The sequence below is a fragment of the Candidatus Protofrankia datiscae genome (assembly GCF_000177615.2).
Taxonomy (GTDB): Bacteria; Actinomycetota; Actinomycetes; order Frankiales; family Frankiaceae; genus Protofrankia; species Protofrankia coriariae.
This window is the reverse complement of record NC_015656.1, coordinates 2,779,904-2,792,558: the sequence shown is the minus strand read 5'-3', so window position 1 is coordinate 2,792,558 and position 12,655 is coordinate 2,779,904. Positions and strand designations below refer to the sequence as shown.

General features: G+C 70.5%; 12 protein-coding genes and 2 pseudogenes. 3 read left to right on the top strand and 11 right to left on the bottom strand.

Annotated elements, in window-relative coordinates; all coding sequences use genetic code 11:
* Nucleotides 1–138: 138 nt before the first annotated feature.
* The gene (locus FSYMDG_RS11525) at nucleotides 139–639 is read left to right on the top strand and encodes a MarR family winged helix-turn-helix transcriptional regulator (protein ID WP_013873664.1); all 501 of its coding nucleotides are present in this window, start codon (nucleotides 139–141) and stop codon (nucleotides 637–639) included.
* Nucleotides 640–879: pseudogene (locus tag FSYMDG_RS29640) on the top strand (hypothetical protein); the annotation flags it as partial.
* A 188-nt stretch (nucleotides 880–1,067) separates the two neighbouring features.
* Here FSYMDG_RS29640 and FSYMDG_RS11520 read toward each other — a convergent pair.
* From FSYMDG_RS11520 to FSYMDG_RS11480, 10 genes and pseudogenes are all read right to left on the bottom strand, one after another.
* Nucleotides 1,068–2,339: a beta-ketoacyl synthase N-terminal-like domain-containing protein gene (locus FSYMDG_RS11520; protein WP_013873663.1), complete on the bottom strand. Its 1,272-nt coding sequence runs from the start codon at nucleotides 2,337–2,339 to the stop codon at nucleotides 1,068–1,070.
* Complete coding sequence (locus FSYMDG_RS11515; RefSeq protein WP_013873662.1) at nucleotides 2,336–3,625, bottom strand: beta-ketoacyl-[acyl-carrier-protein] synthase family protein; 1,290 nt, start codon at nucleotides 3,623–3,625, stop codon at nucleotides 2,336–2,338. Before FSYMDG_RS11515 ends, FSYMDG_RS11520 begins: the two co-directional genes overlap by 4 nt.
* The gene (locus FSYMDG_RS11510) at nucleotides 3,622–4,089 is read right to left on the bottom strand and encodes a cupin domain-containing protein (protein ID WP_013873661.1); all 468 of its coding nucleotides are present in this window, start codon (nucleotides 4,087–4,089) and stop codon (nucleotides 3,622–3,624) included. The genes FSYMDG_RS11515 and FSYMDG_RS11510 overlap by 4 nt, the downstream gene beginning before the upstream one ends.
* 37 nt (nucleotides 4,090–4,126) lie before the next feature.
* Nucleotides 4,127–4,585, bottom strand: coding sequence for an SRPBCC family protein (locus FSYMDG_RS11505; protein WP_013873660.1), 459 nt, complete (start codon nucleotides 4,583–4,585; stop codon nucleotides 4,127–4,129).
* Between the two features lies 1 nt (nucleotide 4,586).
* A complete protein-coding gene (locus FSYMDG_RS28380; RefSeq protein ID WP_013873659.1) occupies nucleotides 4,587–4,709 on the bottom strand; it encodes a hypothetical protein in 123 nt (40 codons plus the stop codon).
* 297 nt (nucleotides 4,710–5,006) lie between these two features.
* A pseudogene (locus FSYMDG_RS11500) lies at nucleotides 5,007–6,370 on the bottom strand (acetyl-CoA carboxylase biotin carboxylase subunit).
* 51 nt (nucleotides 6,371–6,421) lie between these two features.
* Nucleotides 6,422–6,961 carry an acetyl-CoA carboxylase biotin carboxyl carrier protein gene (gene accB / locus FSYMDG_RS11495; RefSeq protein ID WP_013873658.1) on the bottom strand — a complete coding sequence of 180 codons (540 nt, stop codon included), beginning with the start codon at nucleotides 6,959–6,961 and terminating at the stop codon, nucleotides 6,422–6,424.
* Nucleotides 6,958–8,745 (bottom strand): acetyl-CoA carboxylase carboxyltransferase subunit alpha/beta, encoded by a 1,788-nt coding sequence (gene accA, locus FSYMDG_RS11490; protein ID WP_013873657.1) that lies wholly within the window; start codon nucleotides 8,743–8,745, stop codon nucleotides 6,958–6,960. The genes accB and accA overlap by 4 nt, the downstream gene beginning before the upstream one ends.
* The gene (locus tag FSYMDG_RS11485; protein WP_013873656.1) at nucleotides 8,742–9,110 is read right to left on the bottom strand and encodes a TcmI family type II polyketide cyclase; all 369 of its coding nucleotides are present in this window, start codon (nucleotides 9,108–9,110) and stop codon (nucleotides 8,742–8,744) included. Before FSYMDG_RS11485 ends, accA begins: the two co-directional genes overlap by 4 nt.
* A gap of 539 nt (nucleotides 9,111–9,649) precedes the next feature.
* Nucleotides 9,650–10,315, bottom strand: coding sequence for a response regulator transcription factor (locus FSYMDG_RS11480; RefSeq protein ID WP_013873655.1), 666 nt, complete (start codon nucleotides 10,313–10,315; stop codon nucleotides 9,650–9,652).
* An 819-nt stretch (nucleotides 10,316–11,134) separates the two neighbouring features.
* On the opposite strand from FSYMDG_RS11480, the gene FSYMDG_RS11475 reads away from it, so the two are divergent.
* Nucleotides 11,135–11,914: a LuxR C-terminal-related transcriptional regulator gene (locus FSYMDG_RS11475; RefSeq protein WP_013873654.1), complete on the top strand. Its 780-nt coding sequence runs from the start codon at nucleotides 11,135–11,137 to the stop codon at nucleotides 11,912–11,914.
* Nucleotides 11,915–11,950: 36 nt separating this feature from the next.
* On the opposite strand, the gene FSYMDG_RS11470 is transcribed toward FSYMDG_RS11475, so the two are convergent.
* Nucleotides 11,951–12,640, bottom strand: coding sequence for a globin (locus FSYMDG_RS11470; RefSeq protein WP_013873653.1), 690 nt, complete (start codon nucleotides 12,638–12,640; stop codon nucleotides 11,951–11,953).
* Nucleotides 12,641–12,655 lie beyond the last annotated feature (15 nt).

Below are 12,655 nucleotides of genomic sequence, written 5' to 3'. Positions count from 1 at the left end.
CGGGGTCGGTGCCCCGTCATTTCGCTGGTGCGCTGGTGGAGGCGGTAGCCGAGCGTGGTGAGCGTGCCAGCGGTGTGGGGGCGCAGACGGAGAGTACGTTTATGACAGGACTTATATAAATCCTGTCATAATGTGTGCATGAACGAGGAGCACACAGCCGATCCCACCCAGCACAGCCTCTGGCGACCCCTGCGCCTCCTGCAGGCGTCGATGGACGCGGACATCGCCCGGATGTACTCCGAGGCGCAGATCGACAAGCTCAAGCCGAGCTTCGTGATGGAACTGCTCCGTCTCCACGCCCACGGGCCGATGACCATCACCGAGCTGGCCGAGTCGGTCGGCCGCACACATTCGGCTCTCAGCCAGAAGGTGGCCGCGATGCGCGCGGCCGGCTGGGTCCACACCATCACGGGCGACGACGCGCGCAGCAAGAAGGTGACACTCACGGACAACGCCCGCGACATCGTCGGGCGCCTGGCGGCGGAGTGGCAGGCCACCGAGGCCGCCATCGCCGACCTCGAGGCCGAGATCCCCTATCCGCTCACCCGGGTCGTCGCCGACATCGAGCAGGCCCTTGAGCGCAGGAGCTTCCACGACCGGATCATCGAGAAGCTGGGCGCGGACCCCGCGTTGGGATGAGACGCGCTGCTCGGCCGTGTCAGCGCCGCTGAACAGGCTGAACAGATCGTCGGACAAGCCGGCCCGGACATCGGCAACATGCGTGGCGGCCTTGTCGCAGACGCCACCTCAGGCACAGCCGCCCTGGTCAGCGGTGGCCTGCTGTGCGTCGGCGCCGTCGCTCTGGTGGGAGCCACCACGCCGGCCCTGCGCTGGTTCTCCGCATTGTCCCTTCCACAAGGGACACCAACCAGCCGGTGAGACAGAGCGGCCAGGCAGGCCCGCCACTGCCGCATCGGGCCGTCCAGAACATTGGTGGCCGGAGAATTCCTGGCGGAGCCTGGACAGCACCCCGATGCCCTCCAGATCGGGCGCGGCCCGCGGCAGGGGCGGTTCCCTACGGCCCTTGGCACCGGTCACGGTGCTCCGCGGTGCCGCGAGCCCGTAGGTCAGGACGTCGAGGTCAGGATGAGGCAGCTGTTGAACCCTCCGTAGCCGCGGGCGTTGATCATGATGACGTTCGTCGGCATTCCGCGTGGTTCTCCCGTGATCAGATGCAGTCCGTATGCCGGGTCCGGATCGGTCAGGTTGCCCACCGGGGGGACCACCCCGTCCCGCATCGCCAGGAGCGCCGTTGCCACGTTGAGCGCCGGCGTCCCGGCGCACAGGCGCCCGCCCAGGCTGTGCGGGGCGGTCACCGGCAGGTGGGCGAGGCGGTCACCGAAGACCTCGCCTAGGGCGCGTGCCTCCAACAGGTCGTGTTCGCGTGTACCCATGCCGTCGGCGAAGACGACGTCGACGTCGTCGGAGGTCAGCCCGGCGTCGTCGAGAGCACGTCGCATCGCCCGCACGAGGGGGTCCGGCTCTGGCGCCGGGCGCCGGTCGTGGTGGGCGTCGTGGGTGGCCGCGTAGCCGGCGATCCGCCCGTAGCCGCGGCGGCCACGCTCGTGCGCCGCCGCGGCGTCCTCCACCACGAACAGAGCGCCGCCCTCGCCCGGCGCGTACCCGTCGGCGTGCCGGGAGAAGGGCCGATAGCCCTCCTCGGGGGTGCTGCCCGCCGTCAGCATCCCGCTCGTGGCATAGCAGGTCATCGCATACGGTGCGACCGCGGCCTCGGTGGCGCCCGCCACCACGGCGCGGGTTCCCCGCCGGATGGCCCGGCGGGCCTCGCCGAGGCAGTCCAGGCCGCCGGCCTCACCGGAGACGATCACTCCTGAGGGGCCTTTCAGCCCGTGGAGGATCGAGATCTGCCCGGTGCTGGCCGCGTAGAACCAGGCGATGGACTGGTAGGCCCCCACCGCCCGGCGACCCTGGCTCCACAGCCGTCCGATCTCCCGCTGCCCGAACTCGTTGCCGCCGGAGCCGCTGGCCAGGATGGCCGCGGTGTCGTACGGATCATGATCGGACGGCCGGTAGTCGGCGTCGTCGAGGGCGAGGCCGGCGGCTGTCAGGGCCAGCCAGGTCCACCGGTCGGTCTGCACGATCAGCCGGGGGTCAAGATGATCCTCGGGCTGGAAGCCGTCCACCTCACCGGCTAGGACGGCGGCGGGCGCCGCGGCGCCCGCCGGGGTGACGGCGGGTGTGGGGGTGGCGAAGCGGGTGACCGGGGCGACCTTGACCTCGCCGCGCAGCGTGGACGACCAGTGCGCCTCGGCCCCGATGCCGCTCGGTGCCACGACGCCGATACCGGTGATCACCGCGGACTGGCCCGGGGCGTTCACCGGGTCACCGTCGCACGCTCGAGCAGGATCGCGGACTGGAAGCCGCCGAAACCGCTGCCGACCGACAGCGCCACGTCGATCCGCTGGTCACGGGCGGTCTTGGGCACGTAGTCCAGGTCGCAGTCGGGGTCGCGGTTCTCCCAGTTGGCCGTCGGCGGCACCACGGAGTGCTCGATGGCCAGCGCGCAGGCGGCGCATTCGATCGCGCCGATGGCCCCGAGCGAGTGGCCGACCATGGACTTGATCGAGCTGACCGGTACCTGGTAGGCGTGCGATCCCAGGGAGCGTTTGAAGGCGGCCGTCTCGTGCCGGTCGTTCTGCTTGGTGCCCGACCCGTGGGCGTTGACGTAGCTGACCGCCGTGGCCGGGGTGCGGGCCTGCCGGAGCGCGCTGGTGATCGCCTCGGCCATCTCCACACCGTCCGGTCGCAGCCCGGTCATGTGGTAGGCGTTGGAGCGGGAGGCGTAGCCGGTGACCTCGCAGTAGACGTGGGCGCCGCGGCGGCGGGCGTGCTCCCACTCCTCCAGGACGAGCACGGCGGCGCCTTCCCCCATCACGAACCCGTCCCGGGTGGCGTCGAACGGCCGGGAGGCGTGCTCCGGGTCGTCGTTGCGCGCTGAGGTCGCCCGGATCGCGTCGAAGCAGGCGATCGAGATCGGTGAGATCGGCGCGTCCGTGGCACCCGCGATGACCACGTCGGCCGCGCCGTCCTGGATGAGCTGGTGGCCCCGGCCGATCGTGTCGATCCCCGAGGTGCAGCCCGTCGACACCACCGCGGCGGGGCCGTGCGCGCCGAACCTGCGTGCCACTTCGCCGGCGAGGCTGCTGGGCACCAGGGCGTGGTAGAGGAAGGACGAGGCATACGCCGGGTTCACCAGCCAGTTACGGCCGCTGTTGCTGACGGCGACGTACTCGTCCTCGAGGCGGGTGGTGGCGCCGACGGCGCTGCCGAGGCTGACCCCGACGCCGTATCCGCCGTCGGGCGCGCCGGCCGGCAGGTCCAGGCCGCTGTCGGTGACCGCCTCCGCGGCCGCGGCGAGCGCTAACTGGATGAAACGGTCGTTGCGGTGGATCTCCTGCGCGTCCAGCCCGGCGGCGACGGGGTCGAAGTCGCATTCGGCCGCGATCTGCGACCGGAACTGTGCCGGGTCGAAGAACGAGATCCGGCGGGTCGCGGTCCGGCCCTCGGTCAGCAGGGTCCAGAACGCGCGGCTGTCCGTCCCGCCGGGGGCGACGACGCCGACGCCGGTGACCACCGCCCTTCTCGGGCTCGGGCGTGTGCTCATGCTGGTGCCTTCCGTGGGTCGCAGCTCCCGCTGCCGCCCACCCCGGCCGGCGCGGGCAGGGGGGTGGGCAGGGGCAGGGGCAGGGGCTCGGTGTCGACATGGCCGAGGTCCGGCCGTGGGGCCAGCGGGCTGAGGTGGAAGACGAGGAACGCCGTCTCGTCGCCGGTGTTGACCAGCCGGTGGCGCATACCCAGGGGGATCAGCAGGCCGTGCTCGGCCGGCAGCGCGGTGTCCTGGCCGTCGAGACGTGCGGTGATGTTCCCGGTCACGCAGTAGAGGAACTCCTCGGAGTACGGATGCCAGTGCTCGGTGACGACCTCCCCCGGCCGCAGGGTCAGCGTCCCGAGAAAACCTGACGTCGAGCCGACGGTGGCCGGTGACAGCAGGGTCCGGATGTCACCGCCCCGGCGGGTGTTCGGTGGTACGTCGTGGATGGACAGGACCTTGGGTCCGATGCTGCTCATGGATGTTCCCCTCTCCCGTCGCCGCGCGGGCGGCCGGCTACACCGCCGCCAGGGCTTCGACCCGGCGCCGGATGACGTCCATCTGGATGGCGGAGTTCGTGTTGATCCGTTGCGTCATGCCCGCGTCGTTGACCGGCGCGTCGGGCCGCATCGCGAAGTCCTGAATCCAGGTCATCCGGACGCCCTCGCCGTCGTTGCCGTCGTCGTAGCGCCAGTGGATTCGCATGTACTCGAACGGGCCGGGTTCGACCCGATGGGCGCGGACCTCCCGGCGTTGCCGGTCCGGGGTCCGTTCGCTCACCCACGACCAGACCCGTCCCTGCTCGTCGGGGTGCATCGTCAGCCGGAAGCGCACCGTCGCGCCGATCCGCTCAAGTACCTCGACCGAGGCGTATTCGGTGAACAGGGCCGGCCAGCGTTCCAGGTCGTTGGTGACGTCCCAGAGCAGGTCGAACGGCGCGCTGATGACGATCGTGTTCTCCGTGTGCCCGGCCATGTCAGCGCCTCCTGGCGAGGTCGCCGTTGACGAAGGCGACGATGCGGGTGACGGTCCAGCCACCGGCCTCCTCGGGCAGTTCCACGCCGAACCTGTCGGCCAGCGCGCCCTGCAGCTGCAGCACCGCGAGCGAGTCGATGCCGAGGTCAACCAGGGGGTTGTGCCACCACCGGCACGGATCGTCTCGGGGTCCACTCCCGTCTCCGCGACGAGGATGTTCTCGATCTCCGCCGGTGTGACCGGTGTGATCGTCTCGTTCGTGCTCACAATTCTTCTTCCCTTTCTGTTCTTTTCCCGCTCGGATTTCCGTCAGTTTCTTTTTCCGCGAGTTTCTGTTCGCCTGTTTGTTGGCTCGCCGATCCGCACCGCAGGAAGGCCGAGGGGCCAGAGGGCTTTCTCCGGCTGGACGGGCGGCCGTGGTTCAGCGCCACCTGCCCGGCTCCGGTGGCGTACCGGCCAGCAGGCGGTCGACCAGGGACGTCGCGTAACGCCCGCTGGCGAACTCCTCGTCGGCGAGGACGCGGCGCAGGAACGGGATGGTGGTCCGCACGCCCGGGCCGGCTACCTCGAACTCGGCCAGTGCCCGGTCGGCCCGCGCGATCGCCTCGTCGCGCCGTGGTGCCCAGACGACGACCTTGGCCAGCAGCGAGTCGTAGTGCGGCCCGACGACGTACCCCGGCCAGGCGTGGGTGTCGACCCGGGTGAACGGGCCGCCGGGCGGGAGGAAGCGCTCGATCCGGCCGGGGGTCGGCCTGAAGTCGTTGGCGGGGTCCTCCACGTTCACCCGGCACTCCAGGGCGGTGCCGCGGATCTGCACGTCCTGCTGGGTCAGGCTGAGCGGCAGGCCCGCCGCGACGGGACGATGTCGCAGCCGGTGACCATCTCGGTGGCCGGGTGCTCGACCTGAATCCGACAGTTGATCTCCATGAAGTAGTGCCGGCCGTCGGCGTCCACCAGGAACTCGACCGTGCCGGCGCCGCGGAAGCCCGCGGTGAGCGCGCCGTGGACGGCGTCCCGCGCGATCACGGCGGCCTGCTGGGGATCCAGCCCCGACGCGGGCGCCTCCTCCAGCAGCTTCTGGTGGCGTCGCTGCACGGAGCACTCCCGGGTGCCGAGGTGGATCCCCGTGCCCTGGTCGTCGACGAGGATCTGTACCTCGACGTGCCGCGCCCGTTCCAGATAGCGCTCGACGTAGACCCGGTCGTCACCGAAGACCGCGCGCGCCACGGCGCGGGTCTCGGCGAACGCGCGGGCGAAGCCGCCGGGCTCGCGCACGACGGTCATCCCGTTGCCCCCGCCGCCGGCGGCCGCCTTGATGATGACGGGATAGCCGACGGTGGCGGCGAGCCGGGCCGCCTCGTCGACGTCGCCGGGTACCTCGAGGCTGCCGGGCAGCAGCGGCAGCCCGGCCTCCCGCATCAGGGTGCGCGCCGTGCTCTTGTCACCGAGGCAGGCCATGACCTGCGCGGGCGTCCCGATGAACACCAGATCGTTGGCGGCGCAGATCTCGGCGAAGTCGGGGTCCTCCGACAGGAACCCGTAGCCGGGGTGGACGGCGTCCGCGCCGGTCTTGCGGGCCGCCTCCACCAGCGCCGCGGCGTTGCGGTAGCTGCGTCCTGCCGGGCCCGGCCCGATGCAGACGGTCTCGTCCACGTGCCGGCGCAGCGCCTCGACGTCGTCCGCGGTGGAGTGCACGCCCACGACCGCGAGGTTGAGCTCGCGGCACGCCCGCGCCACCCGCACCGCGATCTCCCCACGGTTCGCGATCAGTACCTTCCGGAACACTTCACGTCACCCCATGTGTCGCGCCGCTGGTCGCGCCGCTGGCCACCCCGCTCATCCGACGGGCACCAGCGTGATGAGCACCTGCCCGAACTCCACCGGCTCCCCGTCGGCGACGGCGATCCGGTCGACCTTGCCGGCGGCCTCGGCGCGCACCGGGTTCATCAGCTTCATCGCCTCCAGGATTCCGACCGTGTCCCCCGGTTCGACCAGGTCGCCGACCTGCACGAACGGCTCCGCCCCCGGCTGCGGGGAGCGGTAGAAGGTCCCGACCATGGGCGCGGTGACAACCGGCCCGGACGGCGTGTCGGACGCCTCGGCACCGCTCGTCTGCCGCGCCGGCTGGATGCCGCTGCTGTCGGCCGCACCTGCGGGTAAAGGCCCGGCCGCCGGCGGCGAGCCGGCCGCGGGGGCCGGCGGGGCTGCCCACTCCACCTCCAGAACGACGTCGCCGGAGCGCAGCCGCAGGCGGCTGGGCTGGCCGGGCAGGTCGCGGGTGAGGCGGCTGGCGTGCTCCCGCATCGCGGCGAGCAGCCCGATCCGCCCGTCGGGCGCCACCTCGGGGGTCTTGTGGGGGGTCTCGTCGCGGGTCATGCCGGCACCTGCGCATATTCCTGCTCCTGCCGACGTCCGGTGCGGGCCGGTACGTCCACCGATTCCGCGCCGAAGCCGCGGAATCGGGCCGCACGCCGGGCCACGAGTTCGTCGGGCGGTACGGCCAGCAGCGGGAGGAGGGCTTCGAGCACGGCCGCGCGCAGGGTGTCCGCGGCCGTCCCGGGGTCGGCCTGCGTGCCTCCGGGTGGTTCGGGCACGACCGCGTCGACGATGCCGGCCCGCAGCAGCGTCTGCGGGTCCAGGCCCAGTGAGCGGGCCGCGTCGGGGGCGCGGGCGCTGTTGTTCCACAGGATCGCGGAGCATCCTTCGGGACTGATGACCGTGTAGACGCCGTTTTCGACGATGAGTACCTGGTCGGCCACGGCAAGGGCGAGCGCGCCCCCGCTGCCGCCCTCGCCGGTGACAACCGACACCACCGGTACCCGCAACGCGCTCATCCGCTGGATGGCGTTGGCGATCACCGAGGCCTGGCCGCGTTCCTCTGCCTCGACCCCCGGGTGCGCGCCGGGAGTGTCGACCAGCGTCACGACGGGCAGGCCGAGGCGTTCGGCCAGTTCCATGATGCGCAGCGCCTTGCGGTACCCCTCCGGCTTGGCCAGGCCGAAGTCACGGCTGAGCAGCTCCGCGGTGGTGTGCCCCTTCTGGTGGCCGACCACCGCCACCGGCACACCGCCGATCTCGGCCAGTCCGGCGACGATCGCCGGGCTGTCGCCGTGTGTCCGGTCGCCCCGCAGCTCCAGGAACGAGTCGAACGCCCGGGCGGCGAGGTCGAGGGTGGTGGGGCGGCCAAGGTCGCGGGCCAGGCGTACCCGCTCCCATGGGTCGCGGTCGCGCAGCTGCCGTGGATCCCGGATCAGCACCCGTGCCGCCGCGCCCGCGGCGACCGGATCATGTTCCTGTCGCGGCGCCGGGGGCCGGGGCTCACGGACGGCCGGCCTGGCCGCCATCGGGCGACGCCCGGGTGCGGCCACCGCCAGCAGTCTGCTCAGGCAGGAGCGCAGCTCGGCGCGTTTCACGACCAGATCGACATGCCCCCGGGCGGCGAGGAAGTCGCTTCCCTGGAAGCCGTCGGGCAACCGCTCGCCGGTGGTCTGCCGGACGACCCGGGGGCCGGCGAAGCCGAGCCGGGCCCCGGCCTCGGCCAGGACCACGTCGGTGTTCGTGGCGAAGGAGGCTGCCACACCACCGTAGGTCGGGTCGGTGACGACGCTGACGGTCAGCAGCCCGTCGCGGCGCAGCTGGCCTATCGCGATGCTTGTCTTCGCCATCTGCATCAGGGACAGGACGCCTTCTTGCATGCGGGCGCCTCCCGAGGTCGTGACGACCACGAACGGCAACCGGCGTTCCCGGGCCAGCTCCGCGGTCAATGTGATCATTTCTCCGGCGGCGGAACCGAGGCTGCCGCCCATGAAGGAGAAGTCCATGACGGCGACGGCCAGCTCGCGTCCGCCGATGCGGCCCGTGCCGCACAGCACCGCTTCGGGCAGACCGGTGCGGCGGCGTGCGTCGTGCCAGCGCTCCTCGTACCGCCTGCCGTCGGAGAAATCGAGGGGGTCGTAGCCGGTCGGGGTGAGCTCGAGGGGGGTGAAGCTGTCCGGGTCGAGCAGGTGCCCGATCCGCTGACGCGCGCCGACCCGCCCGTGGTCACCGCATTCGGGGCAGACGAACAGGTTGCGCGCGAACCGCTTCCTGTAGACGAGGGCGGAGCAGGCCCGGCAGCGCACCCATTCGGCGCTGGCCGTGGTGGTGGCCGCCGGGCTCATGCCTCGGCCCGCGCCGGCCCGGTCGCGACACGCCTCGCCGGGGAACCGTCCGGTTCATAGGTGTAGAAGCAGCGCGCCACCGCGTCCCGGGACGACCGCCAGGTGGGCAGATAGGGCTGGATGAAATGCGCCAGCTCCGCGGTCACCCGCCCGAACTCCTCCTGGCCGCTGATGTCGGCCAGCACACGGGAGCTTTCATGCTCGGTTTCGAGCAGATGAACATACAGGTCACCCAGGCTGTAAAGGGATCTGTGCGAAACCCCGGCGACCTGGGGCAGGCCGGTACGGTCCGAGGCTGCAAATATACGCGCGACCTCGGCTTCCGTTCCCGGCGCGACCTTTGCGACGATCAACGTCCTTTGCATGGTTCCACCTTCACCTCTGTGCCACGTCCTGCTGTGCCGCGTTCCGCTTCGGGGAAATCCGCCGCCGGGCGACCGGCGGGCGAACCGTCACCCCCCAGGGCCGGTACCGTCTCGCCGTTCGGTGCTGACCGGACTGCCACGGCTTTCAGTAGGGCCTCCCCGCGGGAACGCCGGTGAACAACACCGGCCGGCGCTTTCGGCGCGCACCGGCCGGCCGGACGCCTATCGGTCGGATGCCGTTGTTCGGCTGTTCGGTGATCTCACGGTCCACCTGTCATCGCCTTGCGGCTGTTTCATCGTCTCCGATGGTTTGTCCCAGTGTCATGAGTCAGATGTCCCAACCGCCTGGGAATCTTCCGGGTCGCGGTTTCGACAAAAGGCGGAGATGGGTGGTGGCGGAGTCGGCTGGACGACAATGCACATCCTGCGCGGTGACGTACCTCACTGTCCTGGAGAGGGCAGTCGCCGATATATGCTGTCGGCAGCGGGTGGCCGCAGTGATTGCACGAGATTTCCCGGGGGTTCATTCCGCGGGCTGTTCAGCCCCCGAGCCCGGCACGCCGGGCAATGACCGCGGCCTCGGCGCGGTCCCGCACTTCCAGTTTCGCGAAAATCTTCGACAGGTAGTTGCGCACCGTTTTCGTGGTGAGGGCCAACTCGCCGGCGATGGCGGCCGTGGAGTAGCCGTCCGCGACGAGGCACAGCACCACGCGCTCCCGCTCGGTGAGCTCGGGGAACGGAGGCTGCTCCGCCCCGGCAGCGTCGAAGTGGCGTAACACGCCGTCGGCGACATGGGCGCCGAAGATCACCTCGCCGCGGCTGACCGCCTCCACCGCGCGCGCAAGGTCCCCCGGCCGCGCGGCCTTGAAGGCGCATCCGCGGGCGCCGGCCCGCACCACGGCCGCGACGGTCCGGTAGTCATGCCGCCTGGTGAGGACGAGTACGGCGGTCTGCGGGCATTCCCGCGAGATGCGCCGGATCAACATCAGCACATCGTTGTCGTCGTCGTCGAAATCGAAGATGACGACATCCGGGCGCAGCCGTCGAGCCGCGGGGATGATGTCGGTGCCGTTCGTGAGATCACCGACCACCTCACCCACCGCGGTGGCCTCCAACAGCGCACGCAGCCCCGCCAGGAAGACAGGATGGTCGTTGACCAGCAGAATCCGTACGGGCCGGGTGGAGGCGTCGCCCGCTCCGCGCACCGTATTCTCCGCCGCGATATCCGACCCTGAACGTCCATCCATTCCGCTCCCCCGTCCGGACGGCGATCGGCCGCCTGCCGGCACATCCTCGGATGCCGACGCAGGGCGGCGTATCCTGTTCTGGGCTCATGCCGTAGCCTGCCGCGCCGGCATGATCGAGGAAAAGGTCTGTCACGGTTACGACAGACTCAGATTCCGGTGTCGACCACGTTACGTCTCATCGCGGCACGGGTGGCGCACCTCCTGGAAGGCAAACGGCAATAAGGAACACCGGGTGGGCCACTTCGACGACGATCTCCGGTGTTGCCGGTCGATGATCCAGCGACCCAGGCCTCCGGTAACGTCAAAGATATATGATCATTCTGTCTTTGGTCTTCCGGAGCGCATCCCGGATCACATCGACGCGGGCCGGATCCGATGCCTCGGCGGCATCGGCGCCGGCTCGCCGTCACCGGACCCCGACCCGTCGCCGTGCACGGACAGTTATTGCCGGGCAGTGGGTATTCTCAGGGGCGGGAAGCCATCCGGGAGAAAGGCGAAAATCTTCCGCCTCCGGCGGAGCGGTATCGTCTATCTGACGATGGTGTGTGCGTGGCGCCGGGTTGATATACAGGTTGTTCAACTACCCGGATGCTCGCGGACCCACCGGGCAAGCGGCCCCGGGTAACCGAGATCGTTTCCACGACGGTCGAAGGGGTTATGATGCCGTACACCGTCCATGAAGACCTTGCAGGTGGGCCCTTCCATGGTCGCCCACCCGTCGATACCGCCGGCCGGGCCGTGTGCGTGTCGTCTGTGGATTCCCCGGAGGAGGCGCAGGTGTCCAAGCCCGGAGCGTCCGGACATGTCGCAGCCCGGCCCACCCGGACGATACGGGTGCTTCTCGCCGAAAGCTGCGACGTGGTACGGACGGGGATGCGGGTGATTCTCAACCGGGAACCGGACATCACCGTCGTGCGGGACGTGGCGGACAGCGCGGATCTCCTGCTGGCGGCGCAGGAGTTCCGGCCCGACATCTGCATGGTCGACCGCGACCTGGACGGAGCCGACGTCCTCCCGCTCATCCGCAAGCTGTCCACGGCCCTGCCGGATCGCCGCCCCCACATCATCATCACCGCCCGCCGAGGCTCCGACGACCTGGCGGCCGAGGCGCTACGCCTCGGCGTCCGCGGCTATCTGATCAAGAATATTCCGCCCGCCGATCTTCTCGACGCCATCCGCGCGACCGCGGCCGGTCACATCACTCTCGCGCCTGCCGTCGCCAACCAGCTCGCGGCCTGCTGGGCAGGGCGGACGTCCTCCACCGGGCCGACCGGGGGCGGCGACACCGCGCCATCCGTACCCTCCGCACCCGTTCCCACGGTCGGCACCGCGATGAAGGGTTTGGACATCCACCTCACCCAGCGGCAGCGCGAGGTGCTGGAACTGGTCGCCGACGGGCTGTCAAACGCGGAGATCGCTGCCCGTCTGTTCGTCACCGAGGCAACCGTGAAAAGCCATCTGACGGCGGTCCTGCGGCGACTGGACCTGCGGGACCGGACCCAGCTTGCGATCTATGCCCATCGCGGCCGCATCAGCCGATCACCCGAGCCCGCCTGACCACCGGTCCACCGGTCCACCGGTCCACCCAGCTCGTCACCCGGTGTTGGTCAGGGCATGCGCCCCGTCCACAAGGTATTCCCAGAGCATGCGCTCCAGCGGCGCGGGCAGGCCCTCCTCGGTCAGCGCCTCCGCCATCAGGCGCAGCCACACCTCCCGAGCCCGGGCATTGATCGGGAAGGGAGCGTGGCGCATCTGCAACCGTGGATGCCCCCGTAGCGGTGAGTAGCTACGCTGACCTCCCCAGTACTGGATCAGGAAGGCGCGTAGCCGCTCGGCGGCACCGGCGATGTCCTCCCCGTACATCGGCCCGAGTACGTCGTCCGCCGCGACCTTGCCGTAGAAGCGGTCGACGATGCGGGTCAGCACCTCGACGCCACCTGCTTCCGCGACGAAGCCCCGCGCCGCGCCACCTGCGTACGCGTCACGAACCGCTGTCCCGCTCAGGCCGAGGACCTCTCCGAGGTGATCCCAACTGTGCCCGGCCGCCCGTGCCTCCGCGACCGCCTGCGCCAGCATCGCCTCCACGAAGAAGCGTGCCTGACGCGCCTGGTACAGCGCTTCGACAGCCTCGCCGCCGGCAAGGTGTGCTGCCGCGGACGACAGGGAACGCGTCGATTCCCGCAGGAAGTGGGCCCGCCGGAACTCCTGGGACTGGTCGTCCAACTGCGCCGCCCGAACGGCGGAATCCTGCTCGGAGGTCCCCGTTCCACCTCGATATGTCACCGGTTCTCCTGATGC

Coding starts and splice junctions, on each gene's coding strand:
- FSYMDG_RS11525 (WP_013873664.1), top strand. CDS start 139: ATGAACGAGGAGCACACAGCCGATCCCACCCAGCACAGCCTCTGGCGA.
- FSYMDG_RS11485 (WP_013873656.1), bottom strand. CDS start 9,110: ATGCAAAGGACGTTGATCGTCGCAAAGGTCGCGCCGGGAACGGAAGCC.
- FSYMDG_RS11510 (WP_013873661.1), bottom strand. CDS start 4,089: ATGAGCAGCATCGGACCCAAGGTCCTGTCCATCCACGACGTACCACCG.
- accA (WP_013873657.1), bottom strand. CDS start 8,745: ATGAGCCCGGCGGCCACCACCACGGCCAGCGCCGAATGGGTGCGCTGC.
- FSYMDG_RS11515 (WP_013873662.1), bottom strand. CDS start 3,625: ATGAGCACACGCCCGAGCCCGAGAAGGGCGGTGGTCACCGGCGTCGGC.
- FSYMDG_RS11505 (WP_013873660.1), bottom strand. CDS start 4,585: ATGGCCGGGCACACGGAGAACACGATCGTCATCAGCGCGCCGTTCGAC.
- accB (WP_013873658.1), bottom strand. CDS start 6,961: ATGACCCGCGACGAGACCCCCCACAAGACCCCCGAGGTGGCGCCCGAC.